16 protein-coding genes and 4 pseudogenes are annotated in these 13,172 nt (G+C 69.5%); 15 read left to right on the top strand and 5 right to left on the bottom strand.

Going from position 1 to position 13,172, the window contains the following annotated elements:
- Positions 1-109: 109 nt before the first annotated feature.
- Positions 110-487, bottom strand: a complete 378-nt coding sequence (locus ACFYQA_RS32770) for a DUF4267 domain-containing protein (protein ID WP_388925800.1) — start codon at positions 485-487, stop codon at positions 110-112.
- A gap of 113 nt (positions 488-600) precedes the next feature.
- Here ACFYQA_RS32770 and ACFYQA_RS32765 point away from each other — a divergent pair.
- From ACFYQA_RS32765 to ACFYQA_RS32740, 6 genes and pseudogenes are all read left to right on the top strand, one after another.
- Positions 601-924 (top strand): annotated as a pseudogene (locus tag ACFYQA_RS32765) (TetR/AcrR family transcriptional regulator); the annotation flags it as partial.
- A gap of 369 nt (positions 925-1,293) precedes the next feature.
- The gene (locus tag ACFYQA_RS32760; RefSeq protein WP_388925860.1) at positions 1,294-1,536 is read left to right on the top strand and encodes a hypothetical protein; all 243 of its coding nucleotides are present in this window, start codon (positions 1,294-1,296) and stop codon (positions 1,534-1,536) included.
- Between the two features lie 268 nt (positions 1,537-1,804).
- Positions 1,805-2,308 (top strand): hypothetical protein, encoded by a 504-nt coding sequence (locus ACFYQA_RS32755; protein ID WP_388925798.1) that lies wholly within the window; start codon positions 1,805-1,807, stop codon positions 2,306-2,308.
- Between the two features lie 145 nt (positions 2,309-2,453).
- Positions 2,454-2,609, top strand: a complete 156-nt coding sequence (locus ACFYQA_RS32750) for a hypothetical protein (RefSeq protein WP_388925795.1) — start codon at positions 2,454-2,456, stop codon at positions 2,607-2,609.
- Positions 2,600-2,791, top strand: coding sequence for a hypothetical protein (locus ACFYQA_RS32745; RefSeq protein WP_388925792.1), 192 nt, complete (start codon positions 2,600-2,602; stop codon positions 2,789-2,791). The genes ACFYQA_RS32750 and ACFYQA_RS32745 overlap by 10 nt, the downstream gene beginning before the upstream one ends.
- Positions 2,788-3,543: a hypothetical protein gene (locus ACFYQA_RS32740; RefSeq protein ID WP_388925789.1), complete on the top strand. Its 756-nt coding sequence runs from the start codon at positions 2,788-2,790 to the stop codon at positions 3,541-3,543. The genes ACFYQA_RS32745 and ACFYQA_RS32740 overlap by 4 nt, the downstream gene beginning before the upstream one ends.
- A 71-nt stretch (positions 3,544-3,614) precedes the next feature.
- Here ACFYQA_RS32740 and ACFYQA_RS32735 read toward each other — a convergent pair.
- From ACFYQA_RS32735 to ACFYQA_RS32725, 3 pseudogenes are all read right to left on the bottom strand, one after another.
- Positions 3,615-3,887: pseudogene (locus ACFYQA_RS32735) on the bottom strand (tyrosine-type recombinase/integrase); the annotation flags it as partial.
- Positions 3,888-3,917: 30 nt separating this feature from the next.
- Positions 3,918-4,418, bottom strand: a pseudogene (locus tag ACFYQA_RS32730) (flavoprotein); the annotation flags it as partial.
- Positions 4,415-5,170 (bottom strand): annotated as a pseudogene (locus ACFYQA_RS32725) (transcriptional regulator); the annotation flags it as partial. The pseudogenes ACFYQA_RS32725 and ACFYQA_RS32730, both read right to left, overlap by 4 nt.
- Positions 5,171-5,280: 110 nt before the next feature.
- On the opposite strand from ACFYQA_RS32725, the gene ACFYQA_RS32720 reads away from it, so the two are divergent.
- The 6 genes from ACFYQA_RS32720 to ACFYQA_RS32695 all read left to right on the top strand — a co-directional run bounded on the left by ACFYQA_RS32720 (position 5,281) and on the right by ACFYQA_RS32695 (position 10,645).
- Positions 5,281-5,841, top strand: a complete 561-nt coding sequence (locus ACFYQA_RS32720) for an RNA polymerase sigma factor (protein ID WP_055593282.1) — start codon at positions 5,281-5,283, stop codon at positions 5,839-5,841.
- Positions 5,838-6,665 (top strand): zf-HC2 domain-containing protein, encoded by an 828-nt coding sequence (locus tag ACFYQA_RS32715; RefSeq protein ID WP_388925787.1) that lies wholly within the window; start codon positions 5,838-5,840, stop codon positions 6,663-6,665. The genes ACFYQA_RS32720 and ACFYQA_RS32715 overlap by 4 nt, the downstream gene beginning before the upstream one ends.
- A gap of 35 nt (positions 6,666-6,700) precedes the next feature.
- Positions 6,701-7,507 (top strand): ABC transporter ATP-binding protein, encoded by an 807-nt coding sequence (locus ACFYQA_RS32710; protein WP_055593274.1) that lies wholly within the window; start codon positions 6,701-6,703, stop codon positions 7,505-7,507.
- Positions 7,504-8,895 carry a hypothetical protein gene (locus ACFYQA_RS32705; RefSeq protein WP_388925784.1) on the top strand — a complete coding sequence of 464 codons (1,392 nt, stop codon included), beginning with the start codon at positions 7,504-7,506 and terminating at the stop codon, positions 8,893-8,895. The genes ACFYQA_RS32710 and ACFYQA_RS32705 overlap by 4 nt, the downstream gene beginning before the upstream one ends.
- The gene (locus tag ACFYQA_RS32700) at positions 8,892-9,464 is read left to right on the top strand and encodes a hypothetical protein (RefSeq protein ID WP_381369712.1); all 573 of its coding nucleotides are present in this window, start codon (positions 8,892-8,894) and stop codon (positions 9,462-9,464) included. Before ACFYQA_RS32705 ends, ACFYQA_RS32700 begins: the two co-directional genes overlap by 4 nt.
- Positions 9,465-9,922: 458 nt before the next feature.
- Entirely contained in the window at positions 9,923-10,645 is a 723-nt protein-coding gene (locus tag ACFYQA_RS32695) for an IS5 family transposase (RefSeq protein WP_388925781.1), read from the top strand.
- Here ACFYQA_RS32695 and ACFYQA_RS32690 read toward each other — a convergent pair.
- Positions 10,614-11,087 (bottom strand): hypothetical protein, encoded by a 474-nt coding sequence (locus ACFYQA_RS32690; protein ID WP_388925778.1) that lies wholly within the window; start codon positions 11,085-11,087, stop codon positions 10,614-10,616. The two genes, ACFYQA_RS32695 and ACFYQA_RS32690, sit on opposite strands and share 32 nt — an antisense overlap.
- Before the next feature lie 253 nt (positions 11,088-11,340).
- Here ACFYQA_RS32690 and ACFYQA_RS32685 point away from each other — a divergent pair, with 253 nt between their 5' ends.
- The 3 genes from ACFYQA_RS32685 (at position 11,341) to ACFYQA_RS32675 (ending at position 12,874) form a co-directional block, all read left to right on the top strand.
- A complete protein-coding gene (locus tag ACFYQA_RS32685) occupies positions 11,341-11,781 on the top strand; it encodes a DUF6650 family protein (protein ID WP_388925775.1) in 441 nt (146 codons plus the stop codon).
- A 383-nt stretch (positions 11,782-12,164) separates the two neighbouring features.
- Positions 12,165-12,431 carry a hypothetical protein gene (locus ACFYQA_RS32680; protein WP_355244376.1) on the top strand — a complete coding sequence of 89 codons (267 nt, stop codon included), beginning with the start codon at positions 12,165-12,167 and terminating at the stop codon, positions 12,429-12,431.
- The gene (locus ACFYQA_RS32675) at positions 12,428-12,874 is read left to right on the top strand and encodes a hypothetical protein (protein WP_388925772.1); all 447 of its coding nucleotides are present in this window, start codon (positions 12,428-12,430) and stop codon (positions 12,872-12,874) included. The genes ACFYQA_RS32680 and ACFYQA_RS32675 overlap by 4 nt, the downstream gene beginning before the upstream one ends.
- The last annotated feature ends 298 nt before the right edge of the window (positions 12,875-13,172 follow it).

Here is a 13,172-nt window from a genome sequence, read left to right as displayed (position 1 = left end):
CATCCGCGTCATTGCCTCAACACCCGCGCCGAACCGAAGACCGGTTTCACCCTGGACCCGCCCGTCCGTCGGTGGACGCACTACCCGGCCCAAGCGGCGTGACAGGCGGTTACGCAACGAGCAGGAGCACGCTGATCGCCGGCATCACCACGGCGGTGGTCCCGTGAATGCCGTAAACGGCCGCCTTGGGCCCGTTGTTGCGCAGCACGATCAGCGCGTCGCCGACGGGTATGCCGGTGGCGGCCAGCATGAACCAGCCCAGCAAGTGGGGTGTCGCTCCAGCCAGCAGGATGAAGATGAAGAGCCCCGAGGCCATGTCGCGCACGGCCTTGACGGACAGCCAGGCCTGGAAGTTCCGGTCCCCGGTCGGCGTGCCGGGGATGCCGAAGCCAACCGCGGCCTGCGGTGCCCAAAAGGCTCGTGCGCCGACGAAGATGATGCCTGCGCCGATCAGTCCGGCGAGCACGGTGGCGACGTTGGTGAGCATGGGTTGCTTCCCCTCCCGGTGGCAGCGCCCGCAGCGATTCCTGGCGACGCCAGAAGTGACAGCGACGATAGTTCTAGCCTCGACAGCTTGACTAGCCTTGCTAGGGCGTTGTCGTGTCCGCCATCAACGAGCGCTGTGAACGTGAACGCGCCCACCGTCATCAGCTGATCATCACAGCCGCGCGCGAACTCGCGGAGGCCGAAGGCCGGGAGGCGGTGACGACGCGACGGCTGGCTGAACGCGTCGAGTACAGCCAGCCGGTGCTGTACAGCCACTTCAACGGCAAGGACGCCTTCGTGAGCGCCGTCGCCATCGACGGCTTCGGCGAACTCGCCGCCCGCCTGCGCCGCGCGCGGCAGGCCGCCCCAGAGCCGGGGCATGCTCTGCGTGCCGTCTGCCGCGCCTCTCGGGAGTTCGCGACCGAGCGGCCCGTCCTTCCCCTCATAGCGCAGAGTGCGCTTCCCCCTGGCCGCGCCGCACCCGCCCACGACCTGCGGCAAGAGGCCTCCCCCCGCAGTCGGCCCGGAACGGATTCAGCACACATGAGGCCGGGAAACCTCGCGAACCCACGAGAACCCCAAAGGGGTGTTTTCCCCGGCCAGACACCCCAAGATCGACGTTTCCGCAGGTCAACGCCCCGCCCAGGGAAAACTCCTAAAGCGGGTGTCGCAGGTTCGAATCCTGCCGGGGGCACAGAGAAACACCAGGTCAGGGGCCCTTCCGTCCAGCGGATGGGAGGGCTCCTGTGCTTGCAGCACACATATGGCACACATGCCGTGCGCGCGGATGGTGGGGAGCTGTGCAGGATGCCCGACAAGGATGAGCTGGCCCGGCACCGGTACGAGAAGCTGATCGACCACCTCCAGTCGCTGCTGCAGGCCGCCCTCAAGCCCGAGTACCAGGGCTATCACGGACAGTTGATCCTGAGCAGCGACGACCTGGCGGAGATGGGCGACCTCAAGGACGTCCGGCGTGCCGCTCTGGAGGCGGGCCGCTGCCTCGGCTGGAAGCCGGTGGCTTCATTGATCTCTAGGAACAGCGTTTGTTGACCGGTTCCGGAGGCGGTTGGTGATCACCCAGCTTGCGGATGTCGATGACAAACGACGGCACTGTTGTGTCTGGCCGTCGAAGGTGGGAGCACGGCCTTGGGGCCCTCCGTACAGTCATTCACGGTAGGGCAGCTTCCGCTTACCGCCCCTCACAAGCGATCAGTTGAGAGAGCCGCCAGGCGGCGCCATGGCCGCCCGCAGTAGGGTGACAGCGACGACGACGCCCTGAGCCGACCCCGTGGGCGGCCAGGGACCAGGGGGAACGGGGATGGACGAGGACAACGCCGTCATACGGCGCACTAGGACAGTCCGGGCCACCGTGTCCGCGGGCATCGCGGGCGCGACGGTGATCGGTCTCGGTGCGGGGGTGCTGCCCTGGTGGCAGGTACTGGCACTCGCCCTGCCCGCGACCGGACTCGCGGGCTGGGCCGGATCAAAGATCGGCCGTATCGACGGCATCCGCGCTGCCCGGCTGGAACCCGGGGAACGCGTGATCGGCACCTACGCGGTGCGGCCCCCGTACACCGAGCACACCCCGCCCTCGCCCCATGAAGGGGCGCAGTACCACCTCCGTGTCACCTCACGCGGCGTGGAGATGTGGGAACGCGCCGAGCTGCTCTGGAAGCACCCCTGGCCCGAGCTCCGGGTGATCGTCGACGGTCCCCGCCTGCGCATTCACCACCTGGGGCAGGAAGCCGGAACGATGCTGCTGGAACAACCGGGCGCGGTCGCCGAGGTCCGACTGGCTGCCCAACGCCACGGCGTCGCCTGACGGCGAGGACACCTGCCCCGTACATTCGGGGCCGGCCGAATCAGGTGGTCGTCCGGCGGCGTCGGGCGCCCGGGCGGTACTCCGGCCTCGGGGACCAACGGAACAGTGGTCGGCGGTAGCGGCACCTCCGAGCTCCCGCATCGACATGCCGTCGCGATGGTCACGCCGGATCGCCGCGTACAGCTCGACCTTCGACATCCGCGGCATGACCAGGACCTTTCACCAGGAGCACCTCGATGCTGCCCTGGCAAGAACCCTGGTGCCTCCCGAACTCGTCGACATCACCCCTCCGTGGAAATAGGCACCTCCCAAACTCATCGACATGCGACGTCACTACTGCTCGATAAAGCCAAGCCGGCCACCAGGCTTGTCGGGGACCGGCTCTTCGTCCTCGACAAGCGCGAGGTGCCCGAGGAGATCCAGCAGCTCGCCGAGAACGCGACGGTCAAGGCGATGGACCGGGCCAGGCGAGAGCATCCGTGAGCCCGGCGATCCTGCCCGAGCCCGCCGCGGTACTGGCCAAGACCGACTGGGGCGCCCTGGAACACGCCTACGGGACGACAGAGGACACCCCCGCGCAGCTCATCGCGCTCTTCGCCGACGACCAACACACGAGATCCCAGGCCCTGGACCACCTGCACCACGTGGTGCACCACCAGAACACCCTCTACGCCGCGACGGTCCCGGCCGCGCTCTACGTGGCCGCCATCCTCCTCGACCCGCGCACCGCCCTGCCCGTCGACAAGAGGCCCCACGACTTCCCCGGCCCGCTGCGCGCCGAACTGCTGGGATGGCTGAACTCAGTGGCCGACGCCGCCGACGACCAGGCCGAGGCGACGATGCGCCGCTTCGGTTTCCCACCCGAGGACCACCCCCCGTTCATCCGGACCCGCGAGATCCGCCCGCTGCTCTTCTCCGCCGTCTCCGCCTGCTTCGACGACCACGATCCACATGTCCGTGAAGCAGCCCTCGCCGCTTGCATCCCCCTGCTGGACGACCCTCACCTGCGCCACCATTGGACGGCCACGGCCCCGCTGTTGAGAGAGAAGCTGGCCGTCAGCGCCCTGTGGCAGTACCAGGAGCGGGCCGTCGAGGCCCTCTCCGCGTGGGGCGAGGACACGACGGGCCTGGAAGTCCGACGGAACCCGTTCGCGGTGTGCGACGCGCCGACCGCGACGTCGTCGTCGGCCGGATGGGATCTCGCGCCGGGTGACGTCGCAGACCTCCCGTTCTGAGCGGCGAGCCCTCACCGGTGCGGTGTTCCGGCTCCATCGGTTCCTGTGCCTCGGCACAGATCAGGCACCCATCATGCTGTGACGTCCTCCAGGACCGCCACCGCCTCGGCAGCCTTGCGGGCCTTCCTCTCCGCCTTCGCCAGCTCAGTCTTCGCCTTGGCCAACTGCTTGGCACGGCGCTTGTGCATCTTCTTCGAAACCTCATCGAGGCGGTCGGGGAAGAGGTGTCCGTACGTGTCCAGCGTCAAGGTCGCGGACTTGTGGCCGAGCATGCTCTGGACGACGTTGACGTCCGCGCCGCTGGCAATGGCAAGGGAGGCCGCCATGTGACGCAGCTTGTGCGGCGTGAGCCTGAGGTGGCCGAGGCCCCTCCAGTCCTCCCAGCGGTAGCGGTCGGCCCCGCCGCCGGCCTTCGGCCGGTGAGGCTCGTACGAGCCGATCAGTACACCCATCTCTCGTAGCCGGTCCAGGCTCTGGCGGTATGCCGGGTGGGCGGCCTGCGCGGAGTTCAGGTACGGCAGTACAGCGATCGGGACGCCCATGGCGGGCGCTTCACAGGATGCCCAGCGCGAGGTTGTCGGAGATCCCGGCGGCCCACTTGTTGACCGTGTTGAAGCTGGCCGGGGCGACCGCGATCGCATCCGCGGGCCGAGTCGGGCGCGGTTCGCCCGATGATCGCCAGGCCGAGCGGATGGGGCGGCCGGTCTGGGCCTCGACCGCCTCCGTTTCCAGGAAGCCGAGTCCTTGGGGGTGGCGATGACGCCGACGTCCCAGTGACGCTCCTGTGCCGCGGTGATCAGTCGGCCGACGTCGGCAACGACCCCGGCCGCGCAGACCACGATCTGGAGGAACGGCTTGTCGTGCTGATCACTCACGCGGGCACTCCCCGTTGGCGGCTGACGTGGTGCAGCTCGGGCAGTGCCCGGCGGCGGTCGCGGGCTGCCATGTCGGCGACCAGTTCGCGTACGGCCGGGCGGCGGACATCCTGTGCCGCGCAGCTCTCGGCGATGCGCAGGGCCTGGTAGCCGTCGGCGAGCCTGCCCTGCTGACTGTAGGCGCGTGCGGCCTCGACCCAGAGCGCGGCCCGGCGCTCGCGGACGGGAATGTGCCGCCGCATGAGCGGGCGCGCGGTGTGCAGAGCGATGCCGGCGTCGCCGAAGGAGACGGCCGCACTGACCTCGTGCAGGGCGACGTTGGTGGGGCTGAAGTTCGCCCAGGCGTCCGGCCGGTCGAAGGCGACGTAGCGGGCCACCTCCTGGGCCTCGGTGAGGAAGTCCTGGGTGGTGGCGCGGTCGCCGTTCCTGCTGGCGGCGGTCGCCCCGCGGAGCAACAGCAGGCCGACCGCTGCCAGGTACCGGGGCGAGCGCTGGTCGTAGGAGCCGGTGAGCTGGTCGGCAGTGTGGCGGACCATGTTCACGGCCTGGGCTGTGTGCTTCTCCCGCACGAGCACGTGGGCGTGAACGCGGACACTGGCGGCGAGGACGACAGGGTCCCCGGACCGCTCCGCCTCGGCCATGGCCCGACCGGCCGCAAGCCAGGCGTTGCCCTGGTCGGCTCGCTTCAGCAACAGGCTCACCGACGTCCGGTACGCGGTCGCAAGCAACCCGGACGCCTCCGCCGAGCCGGATCGCAACCGGCGACCGGGGTTCACGGGGATCGGAATCCTCCACGCGTGGCACTGTGACGCACACCACGTCAGACGTAGAACCTGTGCGCACCATCGGGCGTCTGGCTGGTGTGAGATCACGTGTCAGAGCACTGGACGAGCTGGACGAGGAGCGCCTCGTCCGGCTGGTGGCCAGAGGTGACCGCGGGGCGTTCGACGAGTTGTACCGGCGCACGTCGCCGTGGCTGGCTGTGCGGTTGCGCCGCCGCTGCGCGGACGAGCAGATCGTCGCCGAGGTCATGCAGGAGACCTATCTGGCGGTGTGGCGCGCGGCCGGCGCGTTCGCCGGGAGCGCGGTTGGCGGGACGGCCGTCGGATGGTTGTGGACGATCGCGGCGCGCCGCCTCGTCGACGCGTTCCGGCGCCGTGCCCACCATGCCGAGCCGCCGGTCGCCGCCGCCGAGCGGGCGGTGGTGCCCGCGGCGGAGGACGAGGCACTGGCCGGGACCGTCGACGGGGACGTCGGTGACGCTCTTCGGCGACTGGCGCCGGAACTTCGAGAGGTCCTGCAGGCCATGGTGCTGGACGGGTTCTCCGTGCGGGAGACCGCCGTCCTGCTCAGACTGCCCGAAGGCACGGTCAAGACCCGCGCCCGCCGGGCCCGGATCGCGATGCGGGAGGCGCTGGCATGAGCGGGGAACACGCGTCGATGCGGCTGCTCGACGACTACGCACGTGGTGATACGGAGATGGCCGTGGACGCGGTGTGGGCGTTGGAGGCCCATCTGGAGACGTGCGCGATGTGCCGGAGTCGTCTGGCGGCCTCCGTGGCCACCGAGGTGCCCGGCATCGCCACGCTCCTCGACACCGTCCGGGCCGGTCTGGAACCGCAGCTGGACGCGGCCGTCAGGACACCCTCGCGGCGACACCGCCCGAGGTGGCTGTCGGCCTGGCTGACGCCGGCCATGGCCCCGTGGCTGGCCATGACCGTCGTGGTTACCCTGATGGCGCTGCTGCTGGACTCGCTCGCGCCGCCTACGTTCTTCGGCGACATCCCTCCCGTGCTGGCGATCGCACCCGTGCTGCCGCTGTGTGGTGTCGCCGCATCGTGGTCGCGCGGCCTGGACCCGGCGTACGAACTGACGGCCTCGACCGCCCGAGCCGGCCTGCCCCTGCTCCTCAGGCGCACCACGGCGGTTCTCGTGGTGGTCCTGCCCGGGCTCCTGGTGGAGGGCTGGCTGACCGGAACCATGACGGCCGCGCAGTGGCTGTTGCCCTCCCTGGCCTTCACCTCCACCGCCCTGGCGCTGGGCAGCCTGGTCGGCGTGACCCGCGCCGCCACCGGGCTGGCGGTCGCGTGGGGCGTCGTCGTCGTGGCGCCCACGTGGGTCACCGGCCACGCCCCCCTTGCCCTGCGAATTGTTTTCCAGCCCGACCAACTGCCCGTGTGGGGGCTGCTCCTCGCGCTCGGCATCGGCGCCGTGATCGCCCGCAGAAACGCGTACTCAACGCTGTGAAACCATCGTCGACCTTCGAAAGGGACCACCGCGCTATGCCCACCACAAACGCGGCCGACACCGCGCCGAAAACCTACGCCTGGGAGATCCGGGCCAGCGGCCTGAGAGTACGCGTCGGACGCAAGAAGATGGCCGTCGACGGACTCGACCTCTGCCTGGGCATCGGCACCCACGGCCTCCTGGGACCCAACGGAGCGGGAAAGACCACCCTGATCCGGACGCTGGCCACCGTGCTGCGCCCCACCGAGGGCGAACTGGAGATGCTCGGCACCTGCGTGGGCGCGATGGCTGACTACCGGGCCCTGCGCCGCCGGATCGGCTACCTGCCGCAGGATTTCAGCTACTACAAGCGCTTCACAGTGCGTGAGTTCGTCGAGTACATGGCCTGGTTGAAGGAGGTTCCGAAGGCAGCCGTCCCCGCGGCCGTCCAGCGGGCCGTGGAACGGGTGGGCCTGGCGGACCGCGCCGACCATCGGATGAAGACCCTGTCCGGGGGCATGGTGCGGCGGGCCGGCATCGCTCAGGCCATCGTCAACGATCCCGCGGTGCTGCTGTTGGACGAGCCGACAGTCGGCCTGGACCCGGCGCAGCGGTTGCGCTTCCGCGAGCTGTTGCAGGGACTGGGCCGCGACACGTGTGTGGTCGTCTCCACCCATCTGGTCGAGGACGTCGCGGCCGCCTGCTCCGACGTGGTGCTCTTCGCCGACGGCCGCCTCGTCTTCCAGGGCACGCCGGACGACCTGGCCGCGGCGGGCGGCCCCGAACACCCGGGCGGCAGCCCCCTGGAGCGCGGCTACTCGGCGCTGCTCCAGGGCTCCGAGCAGCCGGGAGGCACCTGGTGAACGCACGTGTCCTGCGCATCGAGCTGAAGCGCTCCATCGCCCCGTGGCCCGGCGCCGTCGTCCTGGCAGGCAGCCTGGCGGTCCTCCTACTGATCGACGGGATCTGGTGGCAGGGTGACGCGGGATGGACGGCCCAGTGGACCTCCATGGCCCTGTGGACCCGGTACCTGCTGAGCTTCTGGTGGCCGCTCGTGGTGGGCCTGGGGGCGGTGTACGGGCTGCGCGACTCCCGCTCGCGGATGACCGAACTGCTGACGACCACGCCGCTGCCGGCCTGGCGCCGTACGGCGCTGCCGGCCGGCGCAACGGCACTCGTGCTGGCGTCCGGCTTCGGCCTCCTGGTCCTCGTGGGCGGAGTCCAGGTGGCCCTCGGCGCCACCGCCTACACGAGTCTCGGCTGGCTGCCGATCTCGCTGGTGGCGGCGTTGTCCCTCGTCGCGGGGGCCGTGTTCGGCATGGGCCTCGCGCGGGCCGTGCCTTCTGCGCTCACCCCGCCGGCCCTGACAGTGTTCCTCTTGCTGACGACCCTCTCCCTGCGGCAGAACAATGATGAGGCACTGCCGTCGAGCGTCGCGCCGAACCGGCTCGCTCTGCTGTTTCCGGCGACTGCGGAGCCGCGGGAGATGCTGCTGACCCTGTCCGGTTCCGTGCACCTCGGCCAGACGCTCTGGCTGCTCGGCCTGCTCGCCACCGGTTTCGCACTGCTGTCGGCCGCGACCCTCCGAGGCCGACTGCTCGCGGTGGCCCCCGTCCTGGCCGGCGCGGCCCTGGCCCTGCTGATCCTCCCGGCCACTCCGCGCGACACCTACGTCATCGACAAGGCCGCCGCCACCCTGGTCTGCGACGGGCCGGTGTGCGTGACGCAGGCAAACCGCTCACACCTGCCCGAACTCGCGTCGCGCGGCAAGGACACGCTGCGCGTGCTGCACGACGCCTTGGGCGACAAGGCACCGGACTCGGTGCGGGAGGACACCCAGCTGCGCGCGCTCGGCGACGACCGCCAACTCTCCGGCGACGCGGTGCTGGTCGACTTCGACGACCCGCTGATCGCCCATGCGACGGGGGCGGAACTGACCCGCCTCCTGGTCGCCGAGGGCCTGGTACCGAACTGCGCACCGCGTACCCCTTGGGAGGGCGGGGGGCAGGTCGACATCCCCGTACAGAGCATCGCCGCGAGCTGGGCCCTGGGCGATCACCAGTTCAAACCGCTGCAGACGCCGGACTCCTACGCGTACTCGCAGCGTACACAGGCGGACGCCGACATCGTCTGGCAGCGGCTGATGGCGCTGTCACCGGCCGAGCAACGCTCGCGGATGGCCGAGGTGCACGCCGCCGCCCTCTCCTGCACGGGGTACACCGAGGTGTTGGCGGGGAAGGCGTCGCAATGAGGTGGCTGATCCTGTACGCCCGTTCACGACAGGTGCCCACCTCGGCCGCAGCGGTCGCGCTCGTCGCGCTGGCGGCGTGGACCTTCAACCAGGACGGCGCGGGCCCGATGAGCCTGGGGACCGCGGTCCTGATCCTGACCGCGAACGTGGCGGCCGCTTCCGTCGGGCTCGGTGGGCAGGACGCCGCGCTGGATCGGACGGCCGCGATCCGGTGGATGCCCCGGCGGGCGGCGCACGTGCTGTTGGCCGGCGCGGTCGCCGGGGCGGCGCTGCTGGCGGTCCAGGCGGCGGGAGCCAAGCTCGCCCCGGCCGCGCTCGTCGTCCGCGACAGCGCGGGCTTGGTCGGCCTGGCCGCGCTCGGGGCGGTGCTCTGCGGGGCACAGTTCGCATGGACCCTGCCGATCGGCTGGCTCGCGTTCACCCTCCTCGTCCCGGTTCCGCCCGGCATCGCGGGAGAGGTGAGCAACTGGATGATCATTTCCCCCGCTACGACGGCGTCCGCCGCGACCGCGTGGGTCCTGCTGGCGACCGGTACCGTGCTGTACGCCGCAGCAGGACCGAGACGGTAACGGACACGCTCCGCGCTGGGCGCTTCAGTTGGCGAAGCCCGCCAACCGAAGCGCCCAGTGTGCGACACGAAGTCGCTCCACGTAAGTAAGAAGTCATCCGCTTACCGGTCAGCGGTCCTGATCATCGAACACGGTTCCTGTTCGGGTGACAGCGTCAGCTGCAGCGCATAGAAGAAGGGCCCCTTGGTAGCTCGGAGGTTGCGAGACCGAACCGAAGCACCAGGAGGCCCTGTTGTCCCAGTCTGTCCTGCCGACATGCAGCGAGTCCACTGCGGCCGCCCGCAGGTGTGACTGCCTCGCCCACACGTTCGGGAACGCGGCTGACCGGCCCGAGCGGGCTCCGCGCTACGCCTCCGACATGACGGACGCGGAGTGGGCGGTGGTCCGTGCGGCTTTCCCCGTTCCGGTCTGGCTGGAAGGACGAGGCGGCCGTCCGGAGGGCTACTGCCAACCGGCAGATGATCGATGCCGTCTTCTACGTCACCGACAACGGTGTGAAGTGGGCGAATCTGCCGGTGGACTTCCCGCCGTTCCGCCGCGTCCATGCGTTCGCCCGCCGCTGGCAGAGGACCGGTCTCCTCGTCGAACTCCACGACCGGCTCCGCGATCGGGTCCGTGAACGAGAGGGCCGTGGTGTCGATCCGTCCGCGGGCATCATCGACTCGCAGTCGGTGCGGGCGGCGGCGAACATTTCCCGCACCACATCCGGATGGGACGGCGGGAAGAGGGTCGGGGGCCGCAAGAGGCATCTTTTGGTCGACTGCCTCGGCATGCTCCTGGCGGTCTCCGTCACCGCGGCCAGTGTCCAGGACCGTGACGCCGCCGTCTCTCTGCTCGAGCGGGGACGGACAGCCTATTACTCCCTGGAGCGGGTCTGGGCCGACGGCGGCTACTCCGGGAGCCTGGTCGGCTGGGCGGCCGACCGGCTCGGTCTCGTCCTCGACATCGTCCGACGTTCCGACGCCGCCCGGGGGTTCACCGTCCTGCCGCGCCGCTGGGTGGTGGAGCGGACCCTGAGCTGGCTGATGCGTTCACGCCGTCTCGTCCGTGACTACGAGACCTTGCCGCAGATGCATGAGGCGATGGTGTTCTGGTCCATGACGATGCTCATGAGCCGCCGGCTCGCGGGCGGCCGCCGGCGCACTGGGCTCATCCCGCGACAGCCGGCGTCTCGGTGGTGAGGCGGCCGAAGACATTCGGGGTCACCTCCCGCACCCAGCCCCGGTCGGCCAGGCGTCGCACTCTGGCCCGCACGCCCTCCAGCCTCGACGCAGTCACCTCGCCGCCGATCCGGCCGAGGATCTCCGGCACGCGCAATCCGCCGTCGGGTGCCGCGGAGAGGATCGACAGGATCCGCTGATACTCCACCGCCAGCACCCCGGCGTCGATGCCCGGGGACCACGGCGGCACGATCCGGCCCGGCACCACCCGCTTTGGCGGACCCGCGGCCGGGGCGGTCTGCTCGGCGGCCAGGACCTCGGCGACCATCGCCCGGGCATCGGCAAGACGGTTCAGGGAGTGTTCGGCGGCATCCAGCGCGGCCTGCACGCGTTCGGCCTCCGCCCGAAGACGGGCGACTTCTTCGCGGACCTTCTTCTCACGGGCTTCCAGCAAACCGATCACCGACGGCACAGGCACCTCCACGAGCGACACGAACGGAACGAACCGCCCGCATCACTCCCGTCGCCGGGTGCTGTTTATGCCTCTACCGGCCGAACCAACCGCTCACGTTCGGAAAGCGGAAAGCTTCTTAGCCGGGATCTTCCTCTCCCGGGACTGCAGCGGCTCATGCTGACTACCCTGGCTGGTGATCGTGGTTGTGCCGCATCGATGCTTCAAGGTTGATAGACATAGGCCATCGACGGGAGGGGGACGGATGGGCATCCGGCCAACGGCGTTCAGCGCTTTCGGTTTTGGCGTCAACTGGGAGTTCACGAAGTCGGACAGGGCCATCGCCCAGGAGGTCATGGACTTCCTGACTGACAAACGCGTGTTGACGATCGGGCACGCGCGCCCACAGGCCGAGGCCACAGCCTGCCTCGCATCGGCCGCCGAGTGCCGCACTCAATTGTCCGAGTACCTGACCCAGCTGAAGAAGCCAGGAAGCGACCTGCGCATCTGGTTACGCGCCATGCGTCAGGCCTTCACGAACTTCATCGAAGCGGGCGGCCCTAACGGCAGACGTTTCGGCCCCGGATCCGACAGCAGGTTCAATGAGGCTTTGGCTCAACTGCGGGACCAGGTCCAACAACAGGCCGATGAGGTCTCGGTACGTTACAAGCTCAGCGGTCTCAACCTTCCGGAGCACGAGAGATAGCCCTCCGGTCGATGACCGACCCCCGGACTGAGGCCGGCTCAGGGTCGATGGGCGGACGCACAGTCACCGCGTGCCACAGCCGTGCCAGGTGCAGGGGCAGTCACGGGCAACAGGGGTGGTCGGCGGGTGCATCTGTGCCCGCCGACTCGGCCGGCGAAGCAGCAGGTCACCGGCCAGACACCCCAGCCCCTCCCTTCAAGCGGGTGTCGCAGGTTCGAACCCTGCCGGGGCACAGAAGAGAAGGGCCGGCTCAGAGGGGTTTCCTACCGAGCCGGCCCTTCGTCGTGTTCGGGGTCGTGGGTATCTCGCACGTTCCTGCACTTCGGAACCGGTTTCTCCGAGAAGAGCAGGCCGCGCCACCCAGAGCCTGGCATACTTGAAGTATGGCAACCCGGAAGATCACCATCACCGTGCCGGAAGAGCTGGTGGAATCGATCAAGGAGCGCGTCGACGCACGCGGAGTGTCCGGCTACATCGCGGCCGCCGCCGCTCATCAGGACGCGATGGACCGACTGCGCGAGTTGGCCGATCGTCTCGAGGAAGAGCACGGCACCGTGACGGACGACGAGCAGCAGGCAGCACTGGATCGCATCGCCGCCATCGACGGCTGGCATGACGAACAGCGGTCGGCTTCGGGCGAGGCCGCGTGAGCCGCGCTGTCCGAGCGAAGTTGTCCCGGCCACGGCAGCGCGTCTTCGTGTTCGACTCCGAGGCTCTCTCCAAGGCGGTCCAGGGCGATCGGGAGATGGCCGTGCTGATCAAGACGGCCCCTCGGCTCGACATCCCGATCGTCACCTCGGCCCTCACCACCCTGGAGGCATGGGACCCGCGCGAAGCGTCGAGGCAGGCGCTGTGGAACTGGACACTGTCCCGGATCCGCGTTGTGCACACGGACGACCAGGTGATCGCCATGGCTCGCGACATGCTGAAGACAGCCGGCCTGCACGGGCACAAGTACGCCATCGACGCCGTTCTGGCGGCTGTGGCCGGGCGGGAAGCCGCCCAGGGAGCTCAGACAACTGTCTTCACCTCCGACACCGACGACATGGTTCAACTCCTCGCGGGCCGCTCCGTGCGAGTCGAGAAGGTCTGACGGGACGCCCGCACCTCACTCCGGCCGCTCGCCGGGTCCTCAAGTAACCCATGGCCTTTGCCGGACAGCGTCCACCGGCACGTATTCAGCACACATGAGCACGGGAAGCACCGTGAACACGTGAGAACCACTGAGGATTCCTTCCCCAGGGCAGACACCCTGTGGCCCGCGTCTCCGCAGGCCACAGCCCCGCCCAGGGAAAACTCCTAAGAAGCGATTCCCAATCCGGGCGGCACGGCTGCGGCTCGAACCTGAGTCCGTGCGGTGCTCGTTCAGATGAACACGTGGTCGTCGGCGC

The sequence above is a fragment of the Streptomyces sp. NPDC005774 genome (assembly GCF_042871645.1).
Classification (GTDB): domain Bacteria; phylum Actinomycetota; class Actinomycetes; order Streptomycetales; family Streptomycetaceae; genus Streptomyces; species Streptomyces pratens.
Note: the sequence above shows the minus strand (reverse complement) of the source record. Positions and strands in the feature narration are given on the sequence as shown.

What these genes read in the sequence shown, in the direction of transcription:
- ACFYQA_RS32770 (WP_388925800.1), bottom strand. Translation starts at nt 487, where the DNA reads ATGCTCACCAACGTCGCCACCGTGCTCGCCGGACTGATCGGCGCAGGC.
- ACFYQA_RS32760 (WP_388925860.1), top strand. Translation starts at nt 1,294, where the DNA reads ATGCCCGACAAGGATGAGCTGGCCCGGCACCGGTACGAGAAGCTGATC.
- ACFYQA_RS32755 (WP_388925798.1), top strand. Translation starts at nt 1,805, where the DNA reads ATGGACGAGGACAACGCCGTCATACGGCGCACTAGGACAGTCCGGGCC.
- ACFYQA_RS32750 (WP_388925795.1), top strand. Translation starts at nt 2,454, where the DNA reads ATGCCGTCGCGATGGTCACGCCGGATCGCCGCGTACAGCTCGACCTTC.
- ACFYQA_RS32715 (WP_388925787.1), top strand. Translation starts at nt 5,838, where the DNA reads ATGAGCGGGGAACACGCGTCGATGCGGCTGCTCGACGACTACGCACGT.
- ACFYQA_RS32710 (WP_055593274.1), top strand. Translation starts at nt 6,701, where the DNA reads ATGCCCACCACAAACGCGGCCGACACCGCGCCGAAAACCTACGCCTGG.
- ACFYQA_RS32700 (WP_381369712.1), top strand. Translation starts at nt 8,892, where the DNA reads ATGAGGTGGCTGATCCTGTACGCCCGTTCACGACAGGTGCCCACCTCG.
- ACFYQA_RS32695 (WP_388925781.1), top strand. Translation starts at nt 9,923, where the DNA reads ATGATCGATGCCGTCTTCTACGTCACCGACAACGGTGTGAAGTGGGCG.
- ACFYQA_RS32685 (WP_388925775.1), top strand. Translation starts at nt 11,341, where the DNA reads ATGGGCATCCGGCCAACGGCGTTCAGCGCTTTCGGTTTTGGCGTCAAC.
- ACFYQA_RS32680 (WP_355244376.1), top strand. Translation starts at nt 12,165, where the DNA reads ATGGCAACCCGGAAGATCACCATCACCGTGCCGGAAGAGCTGGTGGAA.